The organism is Massilia sp. Mn16-1_5, from assembly GCF_004798585.1.
GTDB lineage: Bacteria > Pseudomonadota > Gammaproteobacteria > Burkholderiales > Burkholderiaceae_D > Telluria.
This window is the reverse complement of record NZ_PPXQ01000005.1, coordinates 201,961-219,796: the sequence shown is the minus strand read 5'-3', so window position 1 is coordinate 219,796 and position 17,836 is coordinate 201,961. Positions and strand designations below refer to the sequence as shown.

Below are 17,836 nucleotides of genomic sequence, written 5' to 3'. Positions count from 1 at the left end.
CCTATGAAAAGGCGGCCTCCGCGCTGGTATGCAAACTGGTATGCTTGAGCAGGTCTATAAACGCCGCACGAAGCCGCAGTAAGCCGCGATCGCGCCTTCGGTGCGCAGGGCGTCGTTGTGGCCCGCCTGCTCCAGCAGCAGGTACTGCTTGTCCTGGCGTGGGATGGCCTCGAATACCTTCCTGCCGAGGCGCGGCGGCGTCGTCTTGTCCCGTCCGGCCGCGATCACCAGTGCCGCCGAGGAGAAATGCGCTGCGGCCTTGCGGTTATCGACCTGGCGCAGGGAGTCCGCCATGTCGATGCGGATGAAGGGCGCCGCATACCAGGGCACGTTTGCATGGACAAAGTCTTCGACACTGGTGGCGGTCGATTCCAGCACCGTCCCCAGTACCGGCCGCGCCTGGGCGACGTGGGCGGCCATGAAGCTCCCCAGCGACTGGCCGTGCACGATCACGCGGCCCGGGAAGCGCGCGTTCAGCGCATCGAACAAGGCGAGGGCGTCGGCCTGCATGGTGTCGATGGATGGTTTACCGCTGCTGCGCCCGTAGCCACGGTAATCGAACATGGCGACGTTGCTGCCGCAGGCGGCCAGCAGCGGCAGGGCATGTTGCGCGTGCTGGTCGAGGTGGAAACTGTTGCCGCCGAAGTAGAGCACGGTGCTGCGCGCACCCGGCTGTTCGAGCAGGATGCCGTTCAGCTGCGCGCCATCCTTGCCGGCGACGCTGAGTTCGCTTGCGGCCGCATTGGTGTAACGCTGTTTGACGACGGTGCCCGGCGCGTCGGGCCGGATGAAATGCCGCTCGCTCACGCTGATCTGCGTGCAACCTGCCAGTCCCACACTCACTGCCATGCATGCCGCCAGCAACCGGATTCGCATCTTGCCTCCTGTTATATAATGATTGTCATTGAATAAAAACTTATCGTAAAACGATAATAAAACAATGAATAACGATCAGTCAATGACGCGTCACGTCCGCGTCGTGCGGGCCATCGCGGGTGTGCTGGCGCTGCTGCAGCTGCTATATTTCATCCTGTCCTGGATCCTGCCCGAGGCCACGCAGCTCGGGCCAGTCGCCGTCACCTTTAGCCCACGCGGTATGGGCGAGGGCGCCGTCACAAGCCTCGCGCCCGGCCTGCGCTGGAGCGGCGCCTTGTGCGCGTTGCCTGCCTTGCTGCTGCTCGGCTATGCTTTTCTCCGCCTGGACCGCATGCTGCGGGCCTGCGCCGGCGGGCGGATGTTCGCGCTGGAGACAGTCAGCCACATGAAGGCCTTCGCCGCCTCGCTGCTGGGCGCCTTGACGCTGACCGTGCTCGAGCCAGCCTTGCGTGTTGTCGTCTGGCGCCTGGTCGCCGGCGGCCCGCCCCGGGCGGTGAACGTCGGCGTCTCCTCGGAAGAACTGATGCTGGTGCTGATCTGCGCCCTGTTCTTCGTGGTCGCCTCGATGATGCACGAGGCGCGCCGGCTTGCCGAAGACAACGAGGGCTTCGTGTAATGGCGATCGTGATCGAGCTCGATGTCCTGCTGGCCCAGCGCAAGCTGAAATCGAAGGAGCTGGCGCAGTACGTGGGCATCACCGAACAGAACCTCAGCCTGCTCAAGTCGGGGAAGGTGAAGGGGGTGCGTTTTTCGACGTTGGAGAAGATCTGCGAGCGGCTGGAATGCCAGCCCGGCGACATCATCCGTTATGTTCCCGGCAGTCCGCACGACGACGGTCCGGATATGGACTAGCCCTTTTGTTTCCAAATTGGAAAAAATAAGTGATACTCCGTCCATGACCCAGACACAGATCATCATGCTCGCCGCCACGCCCCTGATCGCCTGGCGCGTCTACAAGCGGGTGCAGCGCCTGACGGTGCGCCAGAAATCGCGAATGTGGCGCCACTGGTTCGGCGTGAGCTTCCTTCCCACGCTGCTGCTGGCGCTGATCGTCATGTTGGTCAAGCAGCCGATGTCGCTGGCGACGCTGCTCGGCGGGACGGCGGCCGGCGCCGCGCTCGGCTTCGCGGCCCTGCGCCGCGTGCGCTTCGAACGCGTGGGTGCCGATTACTTCTACACGCCGTATGCGCCGATCGGCATGCTCGTCGCCACGATCTTCATCGTGCGCGTGCTGTACCGCCTGTTCGAGATGGCGACCCTGGGCCCGCAGCAGTTGCCTGCGTTCGGCAGCAGCCCGCTGACGATGGGAATCCTGGGCGTGGTTGCGGGTTACTACCTGATGGGCGCGTCGGGGCTGTTGCGCTGGCGGCTGGCGGCGAAGCGCGAGGACATGCAAGGGCGGATTCAATGAAGATCCGCAAGAACAATCGCTACCATCGGTGATGCTGCGTCGTGCCGTAAGGAGCAGATCGAGCATCCAACAGGCACGCGGTTTTCCAGGCCACGTGCCGTGCTGATAACAAAGCTCAATCCGCCTGGCGCCGCCCGCCACGCGCGACCTGCACCAGCTCATCGCGTCCACCGCCGTCGCGCACCTGATTGACCGTCGCGCTACCCGGTCCACGCACGTTGATGTCGCTCTGGCGCACGGTCAGGCGGCGCGCCTGCAGCGTGCCCGATCCGGTCAGTTCGGCGCTGATGCGCTCGGCGCGGCCGTCGAGTTCGACGCTGCCAGGGCCGCGCATCTTGAGTTGCACGCGCTTGCCGTCGACCGAGGCGCGCAGGCCGCCCGAGCTGCGCAAGGAGGCGTCGAGGGTGTCGGTGACGCGGGCCAGCGCGACGTCGCCGGGGCCGTTGCTGTCAATCGTGGCGTTGCGCACGTTCAAGCCGTCGGCTTCGAGGTCGCCGGAACCGTTGAGGTCGGCGCGCAACTCGTCGACCGTGCCGCTCAGGCTCACGTTGCCGGGGCCGTTCATGCGCAGCACGGCGCGGCCAGCCTGCAGGCCCCGCGCCTCGAGGTCGCCCGAGCCATGTACTTCGGCCTCGAACTGGCGGATGGTGCCGGCCACGCAGGCATTGCCCGGTCCGCGCTGCACGCTGCTGAGTTTTTCGACCTGCATGTCGCAGGCGTCGAGGTCGCCCGAACCGCTGGCTTCCAGGCGCAGTTCGCGCGCACTGCCGCGCAGGGTCGCATTCCCGGGGCCGCTGATCTCGGCCAGGGCGCGCGTCAGCCGCAATTCTGTCGCTTCCAGGTCGCCCGAGCCGCTCAGGCGCGCCGCCAGTTCGTTGTCGACGGCACCCAGGCGCACGTCGCCGGGGCCGGACATGGTGAGCGCGGCATTGCCCGCTTTTACTTCGCGCAGGTCGAGGTCGCCGCTGCCGCTGCTCTTGACCTCGAAGGCGCGCGCCGCTCCGCGTGCGCGGATGTCGCCCGGACCGCTGGAGTTCAGGACGAAACGCTCGCCGCTTACCCCGTCGAGCTCGACGTCGCCGCTGCCGCTGTTGGCCAGCGACTTCAGGGCGGTGGCATTGATGCGCACCACGACCGGCGCCTCGTCGCGCTTGCCCCAATGGAAGCCGAAGTCGGAACGCGAGCGCTTGCGCACGACCAGCGTGCTGCCGCGCACCTCAGTTTCGATGTCGGCCAGCTGCTTCGGCTGGCCCGAGATTTCCAGGCGCGGCGCGCCTTCGGTCACGATGACGCGGAACGGGCCGCTCAGCTCGATGGCGTTGAAGGCGGTGACGGCGCGTTTCTCGACCGTCACGGGGGCACGGCGCTCGTCGGCGGAGACCGTGTGCATGCTGGTGAAGCCGGCACAGAGGAAGAGGGCGGCGAGGGCCGTGTGCTTGATGTTCATGATGTCCCTGTTGTTTTTGTGATCATAGGCGCCTACAGTAAGCGAAAGCGAAGCCGTGCGTGCAGTCCAGCCGATGGACGTGCAAAATAACGGTATCAATGCGCAAAAACGGGCGCTGAACGGCGCGAAAGGAAACGCATGTCCACCCTGACTGTCCGGAAACTCGACGTCGACCTTGCACAAGGCTTCGGGCGCCACTGGAATGGCGGCGATGCCTACCGCACCCAGCTGTTCAACGCGCTGTCGATGAGTTTTCCGCTCGGCGAGCAGATGTTCATCGACGCCGTGCGCGCCGTGCCGCAGGAATGCCTGCAGGACCCGGTCCTGCGCGAGGAGGTCAAGGATTTCGTCGGCCAGGAAGCGACACACCGCTACATCCACGTGCAGTACAACAAGGAACTGGAACGCCAGGGCCTGCCTTACACGCGCGAGGCCGCGACCAGGAAGCGGATTGCGCGGATCGACCGCATGGGGGTACTCAACCAGCTGGCGATCACCTGCGCGCTCGAACACTACACGGCGATGCTGGCCGACGGCGTGCTGCGCCATCCGCACTGGCTGGAAGGCGCCGAGCCGCACATGCATCGCGTCTGGACCTGGCATGCGGTCGAGGAAACCGAGCACAAGGGCGTAGCCTTCGACGCCTACCGCGCGGCCGGCGGCGGCTACTGGCGCCGCGTGCTCTGGTATGTGCACGTCAGCCTCATGTTCGCCTTCGAGACCTGGCTGCAGACCTGCTTCAACCTGCGGCGCGACGGGCTGCTGTTCAAGCCGCGCACCTGGGGCAGCGCCTTGACACTCTGGTTTGGCCGCAAGGGCCTGGCCGGACACCTGCTCAAGCCGGGACTGGACTACTTCTCGCCGCGCTTTCACCCCTGGCAGCACGACAACCGCCATCTCATCCAGGCGTGGCTCGAAGACAACAGTACGGCCTGGCGGCCGGTGCGTCCCACGGCGGCCTGAAGCGTCCGCGAGGACTGCGGCGGGCCGTACCTGTCATAATGGGCGGTCAAACAGGAGGATAGAGTGATTCGTTACATGGGCACGCGCAAGAACAGCGAAGGCGCCACCGTCTATGTGTTTATCGTGAACGGCCTCGAGAAAGAGGTCCGCGAACATGCGCTGAAGCAGCATCCCGGCTGCTACGAAGCCTTGCCGGCCTCGGCCAAGGCAAAGATCGCCGCGAACCGCGACTGGCTGTCGAAGCTGTGACGCGCCCCGTTCGCGCTGTCGGCATGGCCTTGCTGGCACTGGCCGGCAACGTGGCGCAAGCAGCGCCTTCGACCTTCGGCCCCGTGATCGGCAGCGCGCTGCTGTGCCGCAGCCAGCTCGACAACGCCTATTTCCATTCGTATCTGAGCACCGCCTTCGGTCCTTCCACCAAACACGAGGGCGGCGCCTTCTGGTTCAAGGGCGAGGCCACGCTGTGGGGCAAGCAGGTCAAGGAACTGATGGTCAGCGACGACACCAATGCCATGGTCTTCATCGCCGCGGTCGTCGATGCCAAGCCGGAAGAGCTCGAAGAAGCGATCCACGGCGCCGTCGGGATACGCCACAAGCCGGCTGACGCATCGCAAACTCCCTTGCGCGTATCGAGCGCCAGCAGCGTCATCGCTTATCACCAGGGCAAATCCAAAATATACTGCGCGAGGTATAAACCTCTTCCGCCAGGCCGCTAGCAGTATGTACACGAATTTCTTCAACCTGAAGCAGGCGCCGTTCTCGATCGCCCCCGACCCGCGCTACCTCTTCATGAGCGAGCGCCACCGCGAGGCGCTGGCGCACCTGCTGTACGGCATCGGCAGCGGCGGCGGCTTCGTCCTGCTCACCGGCGAGATCGGCGCCGGCAAGACCACGGTCTGCCGCTGTTTCATCGAACAGATTCCTGAGAATTGCCGGCTCGCCTATATCTTCAATCCGAAGCTGAGCGTGGCCGAACTGCTGCAATCGGTCTGCGAAGAGTTCCGCATCGCCACGCCAGGCGGCGCGGGCGTGAAGGGCTACGTCGATGCGATCAACGCCTATCTGCTGGCCTCGCATGCCGAGGGCCTGAACAACGTGCTCGTCATCGACGAGGCCCAGAACCTGGCGCCCGACGTGCTCGAACAATTGCGCCTGCTGACCAACCTGGAGACGAGCGAGCGCAAGCTGCTGCAGATCATCCTGATCGGCCAGCCGGAACTGCGCAGCATGCTGGCGCGTCCCGAGCTGGAGCAGCTGGCCCAGCGCGTGATCGCGCGCTACCACCTGGGGCCGCTGTCCGAGGCGGAGACGGGCGCCTACATCGCGCACCGGATGGCGGTGGCCGGCGCGCAGGGCGCACCCGTGTTCCCCCAAGCGATCGTGCCGGCCGTGCACCGCCTCACAGGCGGCGTGCCGCGCCGTATCAACCTGCTCTGTGATCGCGCGCTGCTGGGCGCCTATGTCGAAAACAGCGGGCAGGTGACGCGCACCATCCTGCGCAAGGCGGGCGAGGAAGTGTTCGCCGGCGAAACGCCGGCACCGGCGCGGACGGCGCGCTGGCCGCTGGTGGCAGGTGGCCTGTTGGCGGGCGCCGCGCTGAGCGCTGCTGCCGCTTGGCAGGTGCTGCCGCACAAGGAAATGAAGGCCCCGGCACCGCAGGCCGAGGCGAAAGGGGCGATCGTGCCGGCGGCTGCCGTCAGGTCCACGGCCGCCGGCTTGCCGCGCGCTCATGCCGACGAGGCCGCGGCGCTGCGTTCGCTGGCTTCGCTGTGGAACGCGAGCCTGCCGGCGGGCGAACCCTGCCAGGTCGCCTTCCGCCTGGACCTGCGCTGCCATGCGGGCCGCGGTGGCATCTACGAATTGCGCCAGCTCGACCGGCCGGCCGTGATCACCCTGCGCGACGGGCGCACGACGAGCTATGCCGTGCTGGCCGGCATGGACGAGCGCAGCGTGACCCTGCTGGCGAACGGCAAGCGCGAAACGGTCGAACTGGCCGCGCTGGTGCCGCGCTTTACCGGCGAATACACGACCTTCTGGAAGATGCCGCGCGCCTTCCGCGACAACCTGGCGCCGGGCGACCAGGGCCTCGATGTCGACTGGCTCGGCGCGCGCCTGGCGCAGTTGAACAAGTCCACCGCGCCCGCTGCCAACCAGCCTTTCGATGCGCGTACCCGCGACCTGCTGCGCGCGTTCCAGACCAAGAACAACCTGAAGGCGGACGGCGTTGCCGGACCGCGCACCTACATGCGCCTCAACCAGCTGAGCGGCGTCGCCGAGCCGCGCCTGCTCGCCGCCGCCGGGACGGGACACTGAATGTCGTACATCCTCGAAGCACTCAAGAAGGCGCAAGCCGAGCGCCAGCTGGGCAATGCGCCCGACATCCATACGCCGGCTCCCGTTCCCATTTCCGCCGCGCCGAACACGGTGAACCGCAAGCCGCTGCTGATCGGGCTGGGGGCGGGCGTACTCGTCGCCGGCATCGCAGCCGGGCTCGTGTGGCGGGCGAAGACGCCGGCAGGAGAGCCTGCCGTGCTGGCGCAAAATGGAACGACGCCGGTGCAGACGGCGCCGGCTGCGCCTGCGGTGAGCGTCGCGCCGCCTGCCGCCGTGGCACCAGCGGCCCCAGCACCGAGCGCGCCTGCGCCGGTTCCGGCAACGCCGGCCGCGCAGGCGGCGCCGGTCCAGGTACCGACCACGCAGGCGGCGCCGGTTCCGCCGCCCGTGGCCACGCCGGCACCTGCGCCCCGGCCGGCCCTGGCTCCGACGCCACGCAAGGCTGCGCCGGCACCCGCTGCTGATCCCGGGTCGGCTCCGGAAGCGGTCTACCTGCCCGCACCGGTGCGCGCACCCGAGCCAGCGCCTGCTCCGGTCCGTGCACCCGATCCGGTGCTTGAGGAAAACCTGCGCACGCTGCAGCAGCTGCCGGAGTCCATCCAGCGCGAGGTGCCGAAGGTGACGGTGGGCGGCTACATCTATTCGCCGAATCCGGCCGATCGCCTGCTGCTGGTCGACAAGACGCTGCGCCGCGAAGGCGAAGAGCTGGCGCCCGGCCTGGTGCTGGAGCGGCTGATGCCGAAGTATGCCGTCATGAATTACCGGGGCACCCGCTACCGTGTCGGCTACTGATCCGGGCGCGGGCCCGAAGGTCCTGGCGGTGGTCGGCTGGTCGGGCAGCGGCAAGACCACGCTGCTCGCTTACCTGATCGCCGAACTGGCCGCGCGCGGGCTGCGCGTGAACGTGGTCAAGCACAGCCACCACGACATCGAACTCGAGCCGCCGCACAAGGACAGCGCGCGCCTGCGCATGGCCGGGGCGGCCGAGGTGATGATCGCCTCTCCCTACCGTTATGCCATCCTGCGCGAACTGCGCGGCGCGGCCGAGCCGCCGCTGGCCGAGCAGCTGGCACGCCTGGCGCCGGCCGACCTGACCCTGGTCGAAGGTTACAAATGGGAGCCGCTGCCCAAGCTCGAGGTCTGGCGGCCCGCGCTCGGACGGGCGCCGCTGCACCCTGAGGATCCGCTGGTGGTCGCCGTCGCGTCGGACGCGCCGGCGCCTGCCGGATGCGAGCGTGCCTGGCTGGACCTGAACGCACCGGAAGACGTGTTGCGCTGGCTCGTCGAATGGATGGCGTGCGACGCTAAAGTTTCCAAAAAACAAGCCGTTAATGGAGGATAACCCTTATCAGGAGATCCCCATGGACGTCCTCGCCATCGCCAAGCTGTCAACCACTATCGCCGAAACCGGCACCAAGCAGGAGGTCGGGATGACCATGCTGAAGAAGCAGCAGGACATGCAGAAGCAGCACATGAGCCAGCTCCTGGAAGGCATCCAGCCGCCGCAGAACCTGCCAGCTCACCTGGGCAACAAGATCAACACCACCGCCTGATTTTTTCAAGACTCACCCGCGCGCCTGAAGCCGGCTAGTGCGCGACGGGTCTGCTTATGTAGGGTGCGCTCTTGAGCGCACGCGGTTAAAAGCGTGCCGCCCGGAAGAGCTTGAAAAGGAAAGAAGCGCGGCGCCATTGCGGCGCCGCGTCGGACTCAATGGAAAGCGCGCAGGATGCGTTCTTCGCCGCTCAGGCCCGGACAGCTTTCGGTGGCCTGGCGCGTCGCTTCCATCATGCGGGTCAGCTGTGCGTCTTCGAAGCGCGCGAGCTCTTCGTTGGCGGCGTTCAGTGCCATCGCCAGCTTGGCGCGCGCGTTCTGGTATAGCACGCTCGTGTATTGATCGGTGTTTTTCAGCAGTTCTTCTGCATTCTCTATGACGAGGCGCAGATCGCCGATCAGCCTTTCCTGCGTTTGCGGGTTTTCATCCGGGGTTTCCATCGCCGTCACCTTAGTCAACCGGTTGGTCACATCTGAAATATAAACATGGACCACCGGTCGCGTTTGTCTGCGCGCAAACGTGCGCCGCAGAGCCCGGCAGTCCTACTGTACTGCGATGCGCACGTCGCCCACGGTCACGATCTGGCCGGTACGAATCTTGGCGGTCTTGCGCAGTTCCTGCTTGCCATCGACCGACACCGCGCCGCTGGCCACCATGTTCTTGCCGGCGCCGCCGCTGTCCACCAGGCCAACCAGTTTCAACAGCTGGTTGAGTTCGACGAACTCGGATGTCAGTTCGAAAGTTGTTTTTTGCATAATATACTCGGGATAAATTGAACGGCGCACGCCTGGGCTCGCCTCTGCAAGCCTGGCGTGGCAAGGAGCGCGCTTATTCCGGATCGGGTCGCGTCATGTCGATCGGCACGATCCACTGATCGAACTGTTCCTCGGTGACGTGACCCGATTGCCGGGCCGCTTCGCGCAGCGTGATGCCTTCGTGCTGCGCGTGCTTGGCGATCTGCGCGGCGCGATCATACCCGATGTGAGGTGCCAGTGCGGTCACCAGCATCAGCGAGCGCTCCATCAGCTCGCTGATCCGGGCGTGGTTCGGCGCGATGCCCTGGGCGCAATGCTCGTCGAAGGAGCGCATGCCGTCGGCCAGCAGGCGCGCGCTTTGCAGGAAATTATGGGCGATCATCGGCTTGAACACGTTGAGCTCGAAATTGCCCTGAGAAGCGCCTACCGTCAGCGCGACGTCGTTGCCGAAGACCTGGCAGCACAGCATGGTCAGCGCTTCGCACTGGGTCGGATTCACCTTGCCCGGCATGATCGAGCTGCCCGGCTCGTTTTCCGGAATCGTGATCTCGCCCAGGCCCGAGCGCGGACCCGAAGCCATCCAGCGCACGTCGTTGGCGATCTTCATGAGGGCCGTGGCCAGGGTCTTGAAGGCGCCGTGCGCCGCGACCAGCGCGTCATGCCCCGCCAGGGCCATGAATTTGTTCGGCGCGGTCTTGAAGGAGAGGCCGGTGCGCGAGCCGAGTTCGGCGGCGATGCGCGGCGCGAATTCCGGATGCGCGTTCAGGCCGGTGCCGACCGCCGTGCCGCCGGCCGCCAGCAGCAGCAAGCCGGGCAGGGCGGACTTGATCGCGCCTTCGGCAAATTCGAGCTGGGCGACGTAGCCGGAAAACTCCTGGCCCAGGGTCAGCGGCGTGGCGTCCTGCAGGTGGGTGCGGCCGATCTTGACGATATCCTCGAAGTCGCGCGACTTGACCTGCAGCGTGCCGCGCAGGCGCGCCAGCGCCGGCAGCACCTCCTTCGAGACCGCCTGGGCCGCTGCCACGTGCATGGCGGTCGGGAAGATGTCGTTCGAGGACTGGCCCATGTTGACGTGGTCGTTCGGGTGCAGCAGGCGTGCTTCTCCCCGTTCGCCGCCCATGATTTCGGAGGCGCGGTTGGCCAGTACCTCGTTCATGTTCATGTTGCTCTGGGTGCCGGAACCGGTCTGCCAGACGGCCAGCGGGAATTCGTCCGGATAGCGTCCCTCGAGCACTTCGTCGGCGGCGGCGATGATGGCGTCGGCCTTGTCGCGCGGCAGCTTGCCGAGCGAGCGGTTGACGGCGGCCGCGGCGCGCTTGACCTGGGCCAGCGCGGCCACCAGTTCCGGCGCCATGCGCTCGGTCGAAATGTGGAAGTGGTGCAGCGAGCGCTGGGTCTGGGCACCCCACAGATGATCGGCCGGGACCTCGATCGGGCCGAAACTGTCCTTTTCTATCCGGTTTTCCATTTGCTGTCCTGTTATTTGCGGGCTGGAGCTAAAGAGTGTATCCGAACACCCGTTAATTACGCTTAGGCTACAAATTTAACTCGTCATGGCGCTGCGCTCTTCCACTCTCCTGTCCACTTTGCTGCTTGCCGCTGCTGTCGCCACAGGCCATGCCGCCGAACTGGGCGAGGCCCAGGTGCGTTCGTACATCGGCCAGGCGCTGGTGGCCGACGTGGAGCTGAACCTGATCGAAGAGCCGGGCACGCCGGTCAAAGTACGCCTGGCCAACCCCGATGTGTACCGCGGCGCGAACATCGCCATGCCGCCGGTACTCTCCAGCCTCAACATGACTGTGACGCGGCGCGACGGCCGCCAGTTCCTGCATCTGACCTCGCTCAAGCCGGTCGAGAGCCGGCACTTGCACGTCTACCTGGAACTCGTCGACGGCGGCCAGCGCAGCGTGCGCCTGGTGACCCTGTGGCTGACGCCGGACCCGCATCCGGCACCGCCGCCCGTACCTGAAGCGCCGAAGGTGCAGGCCGAGCCGGCACCGCTTCCCGTCCCCGTGCGCAAGCCGGTGCCCGTGCCGGCGGCGCGTCCGGCCGCCGCCCTGCAGGCCGGCGAGGAATATGTGGAAGCACCGGCGGTCGTGCGCAAGCCGCTGCCGAAAGCCGTGCCGGCCGTCAAGAAGGCGCCGCCGAACAAGCCGGCGCCTGTGCACGCCGCGCCTGCCGAAGCGCCGAGCTGCGCGCCGCAGCCGGCCAGTGAACACCTGAACGCCTGCGTCGCGCTCGGCGAAAAGAACGCCGCGCTGCGCCAGGACCTGGGCAAGCTCGAAGAAAAAGTGAAGGCGCTGCAAGGTGCGGCCAAGCCGGTGCCTGTCGTACCAAGCGTGCAGCCTGTCGCCCCTGTCGTGCCTGCTGCCGCCCACGAGGCCGCGCCTGCCAAGCCGCACGAGGCAGCACCTGCCCCGGCTGTGAAGGAAGCCCCGAAGAACGAACCGAAAGGCGCACCACGCATCCACCGCAAGCCGAAGAAGGCGGAACCGCCCGAACCGGAACTGCCATGGCTGCCGATCGGCGCCGCCAGCGCCGCCGTGCTCGCCATCGCAGGATTGGTGCTGGCCCTGCTGCGCCGGCGCAAGCGTGCCGGCATCGGCAAGATCCAGGCCGCGCACAAGCCGGCCAAGCTGCCGAAAGCAGGCAAAGATGCGACCGTGGAGGAGGGCGAGCCGAAGCCGAAATTCATGGAAGCGGTCAAGGCGCGCCTGATGCCGGGCCGCGCCAAGGGGCCGGTGCCGGAAGCGGTCACGCCGGCCGAACCGGTGCTGACCGACGTGATTTCTCATCCGGAATAAGGCCGAGCACAATTGGTCTACACAAGCGGGAAATTTGCGCTATACTGAACTCGTTGGTTATCAAAACCACAAAACGGAACAGCGTCCGGCGCAGCCACCACCGATAGCGTGGCGCGGTAACCGGAGTTAAGTCGCAAGATCCTGTTTCCGGAAGCGGTCAGGCTGCCAACAGCGGCAGCGGACGCCGGATGCAACCGGCAAAGAGGCGACACCGGGCTAACTGGTGTTGCTCTCCGAATTCATACGGGCCCTGTGCCCGTAGCAGCGAGGCGCCCCAGGGCGCCTTTTTGTTTGCCCGTCACTTTTAAGCGAGCAATAAAAAAGCGCCCGCAGGCGCTTTTTTCGTAAGAGGGAAGGGTTCAGTGAGCGCGCATCGCGCGGTCCAGCTGGCCCATCCATGGTTCGGTCACGTCGCGCACGGCGCGGTCGTTGGCCATGATTTGCTTCAGCAGGTCGATCTTGCGCAGGCGCTTGGCGCCTTCCAGGGCCGGCACGCCGCTTGCCGTGGCGCTCGCCTGGGCCGCGCATTGCGTCTGCAGGCTGTCGAACCCCGCCCAGTCACCCGATTGCGCCGCCACGGCCATCTTGCCCGTCAGGCCTGCAATATTTTCGTACATCGAGAGAACTTCGTTCTGGGTCATGTGAACACCGTGACAATTTTTTTTGCGGCCGGATCACCGCTTGTCCTCCTTTTACGGCAGAGCTCGCAAGAACTTTAGGGCTGTTTGCAAAAATAATTGAAAATTTTTCTCGGCATTCCGGCAAGGGCGAGGGAGTCGACGCCGTATGGCCGTGTTTTTGCATTCCAGCGCGTCTTTTCGCCGTCTGTCGCATTCCCGGACGGTGCGCCCGGCGCTTCGCTTAGAGTGCGTACTGGGTTGCTGCGCCAGGCGCGGCGCCACCACAATAAAAAAGCAGAGAGGAAATCATGAGACACCCACGCGCATCGCGCGGGGCCGCCGCTACCGCCAGCGCTGTCCTGGCGCTGGCGCTTGCCGCCCCGGCCCGCGCCGAAGCCCCGTTTTCGTTTGCCGACACGCCCGGCAAGCTGCCGAAAGACGTCATCCCGCTGCTCTACGACGCCCACCTCGTACCGGATGTCGCGGCCGATACCTTCCGCGGCGAGCAGCGCGTCGAGATCGAGGTGCTGCGCCCGACCAGCCGTATCGTCCTGAACGCCGCCAACCTCGACATCGACAGCGCCACACTGGCCGGCCAGGGCCTGGCCGAACGCAAGCTGGCACCCATCCTCGACGAGAAACAGGAAACCCTCAGCTTCGAGCTCGGCGCACCGCTGGACCCGGGCCGCTACGTCCTCGGCCTGGCCTTCCGCGGCCAGATCAACCGCGAAGGCCGCGGACTGTTCCAGGTGCGCTACAAGGCGAATGGCGCCGAGAAAAAGCTCGTCGCCACCACGATGGAGCCGTCCGACGCCCGGCGCATGCTGCCGACCTGGGATGAGCCCGCCTTCCGCGCGCGCTTCAGGCTGACGGTCGATGTGCCGGGCAGTTTCAAGGCTTATTCGAATACGCCGGTGGAAAAACAGGAAAAATTGAGTAACGGCCTGCAGCGCATCTCATTCGCCCCGACGCCGAAGATGCCGAGCTACCTGGTGGTGCTGGTGGCGGGCGAGATGGAACGGGTCTCCGCGCGCCAGGACGGCGTCGAGATCGGCGTCGTCACCACGGCAGGCAAGCTCGGTTCCACCGCCTTCCCGCTGCAGGCGACCAAGGACCTGCTGCGCTACTACAACAATTACTTCGGCGTCCCGTATCCGCTCGCCAAGCTCGACCAGATCGCAATTCCCGGCGGCTTCAACGGCGCGATGGAAAACTGGGGCGGTATCGTCTACAACGAATCGACCTTGCTCTACGACCCGAAGAAGAGCCCGGAAGACGTCAAGAAGCTGACCTTCGAGGTCAACGCCCACGAAGTGGCGCACCAGTGGTTCGGCAACCTCGTCACCATGGCCTGGTGGGACAACCTGTGGCTGAACGAAGGTTTTGCTTCCTGGATGGCGGCGAAAGCCACCGAACACTTTCACCCGGAATGGCGCCCCTACCTGGACGGCATCGCCGAGCGCGAAGGCGTGCTGAACCTGGACGCGCGCAAGACCACGCACCCGATCCAGACGCGCATCGACAACGAGGAGCAAGCCGCCGGTGCCTTCGACTCCATCACCTATGTCAAAGGGCAGGGCTTCCTGCGCATGCTGGAAGCCTGGGTGGGCGAAGACCCTTTCCGCAAGGGCATCCGCGCGTACATGGCGAAGCACCAGTATTCGAACACGACCACGGCCGACTTGTGGGCGGCGCTGGAAAAGGCCTCCGGCAAGCCGGTAGGTAAACTCGCCTCCGACTGGACCACCCAGCCGGGCTATCCGCTGATCTCGGTGAGCCAGGCCTGCGTCGACGGCAGGCGGCAAGTTACCCTGTCGCAGGAACAGTTCCGCCTCGACGAGCCGGCGCTTGAAAATCGCCTGTGGAACGTGCCGCTGCAGGTCGGCACCGTGAATGGCAAGGCCTGGTACACGCTCCTGGCCAACCGCAGCAGCACGATCACGACCGGCGGCTGCGAGGGCACGCTGGTAGTCGATCCCTACAGCGTCGGCTTCTTCCGCGTCCAGTACGACCGCGCCAGCTTCGATGCGCTGGCCGGAAATGCCGCGCGCCTGCCCGATCCGACGCGTTTGAAACTGCTGCTCGACGCCTGGAGCCTGGTCTCCAGCGGGCGCATGCCGCTCGACAGCTACACCCGCCTGGTGAGCAGCTACGCCGACGAGCCGCGCCTGGCGGTGTGGGAATCGATCCTGTCCAACCTCGGCTCGCTCGATAACCTGGCCCGCGGCGAGCCCGAGCAGGCGCTGATCCGCGGTTTCGTCCGCAGCCTGGTCGGGCCGAAGTTCGCGAAACTCGGCTGGGAGCCGAAGGCGGGCGAGTCGAGCGAGGACCGGCGCCTGCGCGCGCTGCTGGCGACCAGCCTGGCGCGTGCCGGCGACGAGCGGGCGATCCAGGAGGCGCGCCGCCGCTTCGCGCGCTACCAGGAGGACCCTTCCTCGATCAGCCCGGAGATGCTCGATTTCGTCGTCCTCACCGTCGGCCGCTACGCCGACGCCGCGACCTATACCGCACTGGGAAAACTGGTCGCGAACGCGGGCACCGACGAGGAGCGCAACCGTTTCGGCAGCGCCATGACCATCGTGCAAGATCCGGCCCTGGCTGCCAGCGCGCTGCGCATGGCGGTCTCGCCGCAGCTGCCGGCCAACCTCGCGGGCGTCATCGTCGCCGGCGTCGGGCGCCAGCATCCGGACCTGGCCTGGGACTTCGCCGTCGCCAACCGCGACACCCTGCTCAAGAGCGCGGATGCGGTGGGGCGCAACCGCGCGCTCGCCTCGGTGGTGGCGGGATCGTCTGACGCCCGTCATGCGGATATGATGGAGAAATACATCGGCCAGAACTTCGGCCCGGAGGCGCTGGTCGAAGCACGACGGGTCGGTAACGGCATTCGCGTGCGCGCCGCGCAGAAGGCGCGCCTGCTGCCGCAAGTCCAGGGCGCCCTGCAGGCAGTGCAGATTAAGTGATTCAAAAACGTAACTAACCAAAGCGCAATTAATCAAAGGAATAGCATGAAGACTCGTTGGACCGCCACCAAGACCGCCATCGTCCTCGCCCTGTGCGGCAGCACGCTGGCCTCCGGATTCGCCGCTGCCCAGGAGGCGAAGGCGCCGGCTGCCCCCGCCAAGAGCGCAAACATGACCGTGCTGCCCGGGGACGATTTCTTCACCTGGGCTAACGGCGACTGGCTGGCCAAGACCGAGATCCCGGCCGACCGCGGTTCCTGGAGCGCGATGGGCGCGCTGGCGGAAGACACGAACACCCGCATCGCCAAGATGATCGAGGAGCTGGGCGCCGCCAAGGACACCAGCGGCGAAGCGCGCAAGGTGGCCGACTTCTACGCGTCCTACATGGACGAGGCCGGCATCGAGAAGCGCGGCCTGGAACCGATCAAGCCGATGCTGGCCAGCATTGCCGGCATCAAGGACAAGGCCGCCCTCGTACGCGCCCTGGGCGGCTCGATCCGCGCCGACGTCGATCCGCTGAACGCCACCAACTTCTACACCGAAAACTTGTTCGGCCTGTGGGTCGCGCAAGGCCTGACCGAGCCGTCGCGCAACCTGCCTTACATCCTGCAGGGCGGCCTGGGCCTGCCGGACCGCGCTTACTACCTGGAAAACAATGCGCGCATGGCCGAGCTGCGCACCAAGTACCAGCAACACATCGCCGCCATGCTGAAACTGGCCGGCATGGACAAGAGCGAGGAGCGCGCCGCGCGCGTGTTCGAGCTCGAGCTGGCACTGGCCCAGACCCACGCCACGCGCGAGGAGTCTGCCGACATCCAGAAATCGAACAATGTCTGGACCATGAAGGACTTCGCCGCCAAGGCGCCGGGCGTCGACTGGAAGGCTTTCTTCAAGGCGGCGGGGCTGTCCGGCCAGGACCGCTTCCAGGTCTACCATCCGAGCGCCGTCACCGGCGCGGCGCGCCTGCTGGCCAATGCCGACGTCGCCACCTGGCGCGACTATCTCGCCTTCCACAAGCTGAACCAGTACGCCAGCCTGCTGCCGAAGTCTTTTGCCGACCAGCGTTTCGAATTCAACGGCAAGACCCTGAGCGGCACGCCGCAGCAGTCGGCGCGCTGGAAACGCGCGCTGGGCGCCACCAATGCCGCCATGGATGAAGCGGTCGGCAAGGTCTACGTCGCCAAGTACTTCCCGGCCGAGAACAAGGCGCGCGTGCAGGCCATGGTGGCGAAGATCATCGACGCCTTCAGCCACCGTATCGAAAAGCTCGACTGGATGGCGCCGGCCACCCGTGCCCAGGCCCAGGCCAAGGTCAAGTCGATGTATGTCGGCATCGGTTATCCGGAAAAATGGAAGTCGTATGACGGCCTGCGCGTGGTCGCCGGCGATGCCTTCGGCAACACGATCCGCGCCGAGGAATACCACTACCAGCAGGAACTGGCCAAGCTCAAGCGCAAGCCGGAACGCACCGAATGGGCGATGCCGCCGCAGCTGGTGAATGCCGTCAACCTGCCGCTGCAGAACGCCATGAACTTCCCGGCCGCGATTTTGCAGCCGCCGTTCTTCGATCCGAAGGGTTCGGACGCCGCCAACTACGGCGCGATCGGCTCGATCATCGGCCACGAGATCAGCCACAGCTTCGACGACCAGGGCGCCCAGTTCGATGCCCAGGGCCGCCTGCGCGACTGGTGGACCAAGGAAGACCTGGAACACTTCAAGGCCGCCTCCAGCAAGCTGGTTGCCCAATATGGTACCTATAAGCCCTTCCCGGACCTCGCTGTCAACGGCCAGTTGACGCTGAGCGAAAACCTGGCCGACCTGGCCGGCCTGGAAGCGGCCTATGACGCCTTCAAGACGACGCCGTCCGGCAAGAGTGCGGATGCCGACCGCGACTTCTTCAAGGGCTTCGCCCAGGGCTGGCGCAGCAAGATGCGCGAAGCCTCGCTGCGCCGTGCCGTGCTGACCGACGGCCACGCACCGGCCCAGTACCGCACCTATATCGTGCGTAACATGGATGCCTGGTACAAGGCCTTCGACGTCAAGCCGGGGCAGGAGCTGTATCTGGCGCCGCAGGAACGCGTGAAGATCTGGTAAGGTCGCGCGAGAGGCGGGC

19 protein-coding genes are annotated in these 17,836 nt (G+C 66.0%); 13 read left to right on the top strand and 6 right to left on the bottom strand.

Features of this window, described 5'->3' with window-relative positions; translation table 11 throughout:
* Positions 1–54: 54 nt before the first annotated feature.
* Positions 55–807 carry an alpha/beta hydrolase gene (locus C2862_RS07845; protein ID WP_168710024.1) on the bottom strand — a complete coding sequence of 251 codons (753 nt, stop codon included), beginning with the start codon at positions 805–807 and terminating at the stop codon, positions 55–57.
* A 151-nt stretch (positions 808–958) separates the two neighbouring features.
* Between C2862_RS07845 and C2862_RS07840 the strand changes: the two genes are divergently transcribed.
* Genes C2862_RS07840 through C2862_RS07830 form a run of 3 tightly spaced genes read left to right on the top strand, consistent with a single transcriptional unit; the run spans position 959 to position 2,287 of the window.
* A complete protein-coding gene (locus C2862_RS07840) occupies positions 959–1,492 on the top strand; it encodes a DUF2975 domain-containing protein (protein WP_168710023.1) in 534 nt (177 codons plus the stop codon).
* The gene (locus C2862_RS07835; protein WP_136219558.1) at positions 1,492–1,728 is read left to right on the top strand and encodes a helix-turn-helix transcriptional regulator; all 237 of its coding nucleotides are present in this window, start codon (positions 1,492–1,494) and stop codon (positions 1,726–1,728) included. Before C2862_RS07840 ends, C2862_RS07835 begins: the two co-directional genes overlap by 1 nt.
* 43 nt (positions 1,729–1,771) lie before the next feature.
* Complete coding sequence (locus C2862_RS07830; RefSeq protein WP_136219557.1) at positions 1,772–2,287, top strand: hypothetical protein; 516 nt, start codon at positions 1,772–1,774, stop codon at positions 2,285–2,287.
* 115 nt (positions 2,288–2,402) lie between these two features.
* Here the strand turns inward: C2862_RS07830 and C2862_RS07825 are convergent, their stop codons facing one another.
* Entirely contained in the window at positions 2,403–3,734 is a 1,332-nt protein-coding gene (locus C2862_RS07825) for a GIN domain-containing protein (protein ID WP_136219556.1), read from the bottom strand.
* Between the two features lie 138 nt (positions 3,735–3,872).
* On the opposite strand from C2862_RS07825, the gene C2862_RS07820 reads away from it, so the two are divergent.
* The 7 genes from C2862_RS07820 to C2862_RS07790 all read left to right on the top strand — a co-directional run bounded on the left by C2862_RS07820 (position 3,873) and on the right by C2862_RS07790 (position 8,584).
* Positions 3,873–4,697, top strand: coding sequence for a metal-dependent hydrolase (locus C2862_RS07820; RefSeq protein WP_136219555.1), 825 nt, complete (start codon positions 3,873–3,875; stop codon positions 4,695–4,697).
* Between the two features lie 63 nt (positions 4,698–4,760).
* A complete protein-coding gene (locus C2862_RS07815) occupies positions 4,761–4,946 on the top strand; it encodes a hypothetical protein (protein ID WP_136219554.1) in 186 nt (61 codons plus the stop codon).
* A 23-nt stretch (positions 4,947–4,969) separates the two neighbouring features.
* Entirely contained in the window at positions 4,970–5,413 is a 444-nt protein-coding gene (locus C2862_RS07810) for a hypothetical protein (protein ID WP_136219553.1), read from the top strand.
* A 4-nt stretch (positions 5,414–5,417) separates the two neighbouring features.
* Positions 5,418–7,010, top strand: a complete 1,593-nt coding sequence (locus C2862_RS07805; protein WP_136219552.1) for an ExeA family protein — start codon at positions 5,418–5,420, stop codon at positions 7,008–7,010.
* Entirely contained in the window at positions 7,011–7,823 is an 813-nt protein-coding gene (locus C2862_RS07800; RefSeq protein WP_136219551.1) for a general secretion pathway protein GspB, read from the top strand. It begins immediately after the preceding gene.
* Positions 7,810–8,373 carry a molybdopterin-guanine dinucleotide biosynthesis protein B gene (mobB, locus tag C2862_RS07795; RefSeq protein ID WP_136219550.1) on the top strand — a complete coding sequence of 188 codons (564 nt, stop codon included), beginning with the start codon at positions 7,810–7,812 and terminating at the stop codon, positions 8,371–8,373. Before C2862_RS07800 ends, mobB begins: the two co-directional genes overlap by 14 nt.
* A gap of 19 nt (positions 8,374–8,392) precedes the next feature.
* Positions 8,393–8,584 (top strand): YjfB family protein, encoded by a 192-nt coding sequence (locus C2862_RS07790; protein ID WP_136219549.1) that lies wholly within the window; start codon positions 8,393–8,395, stop codon positions 8,582–8,584.
* A 155-nt stretch (positions 8,585–8,739) separates the two neighbouring features.
* Here the strand turns inward: C2862_RS07790 and C2862_RS07785 are convergent, their stop codons facing one another.
* The 3 genes from C2862_RS07785 to fumC form a co-directional block, all read right to left on the bottom strand.
* Positions 8,740–9,078, bottom strand: a complete 339-nt coding sequence (locus C2862_RS07785; protein WP_373888248.1) for a DUF883 family protein — start codon at positions 9,076–9,078, stop codon at positions 8,740–8,742.
* Positions 9,079–9,126: 48 nt separating this feature from the next.
* Positions 9,127–9,339 (bottom strand): RNA-binding S4 domain-containing protein, encoded by a 213-nt coding sequence (locus tag C2862_RS07780; protein WP_136219548.1) that lies wholly within the window; start codon positions 9,337–9,339, stop codon positions 9,127–9,129.
* 73 nt (positions 9,340–9,412) lie between these two features.
* A complete protein-coding gene (gene fumC / locus C2862_RS07775) occupies positions 9,413–10,807 on the bottom strand; it encodes a class II fumarate hydratase (RefSeq protein ID WP_136219547.1) in 1,395 nt (464 codons plus the stop codon).
* A gap of 85 nt (positions 10,808–10,892) precedes the next feature.
* Here fumC and C2862_RS07770 point away from each other — a divergent pair, with 85 nt between their 5' ends.
* The gene (locus tag C2862_RS07770; RefSeq protein WP_136219546.1) at positions 10,893–12,143 is read left to right on the top strand and encodes a hypothetical protein; all 1,251 of its coding nucleotides are present in this window, start codon (positions 10,893–10,895) and stop codon (positions 12,141–12,143) included.
* Between the two features lie 359 nt (positions 12,144–12,502).
* Here the strand turns inward: C2862_RS07770 and C2862_RS07765 are convergent, their stop codons facing one another.
* Positions 12,503–12,784 (bottom strand): flagellar protein FliT, encoded by a 282-nt coding sequence (locus C2862_RS07765; RefSeq protein ID WP_136219545.1) that lies wholly within the window; start codon positions 12,782–12,784, stop codon positions 12,503–12,505.
* Between the two features lie 287 nt (positions 12,785–13,071).
* Here C2862_RS07765 and C2862_RS07760 point away from each other — a divergent pair, with 287 nt between their 5' ends.
* Both C2862_RS07760 and C2862_RS07755 read left to right on the top strand, forming a co-directional pair.
* Positions 13,072–15,723: a M1 family metallopeptidase gene (locus C2862_RS07760; protein ID WP_136219544.1), complete on the top strand. Its 2,652-nt coding sequence runs from the start codon at positions 13,072–13,074 to the stop codon at positions 15,721–15,723.
* Positions 15,724–15,768: 45 nt separating this feature from the next.
* Positions 15,769–17,817 carry a M13 family metallopeptidase gene (locus C2862_RS07755; RefSeq protein ID WP_136219543.1) on the top strand — a complete coding sequence of 683 codons (2,049 nt, stop codon included), beginning with the start codon at positions 15,769–15,771 and terminating at the stop codon, positions 17,815–17,817.
* Positions 17,818–17,836 lie beyond the last annotated feature (19 nt).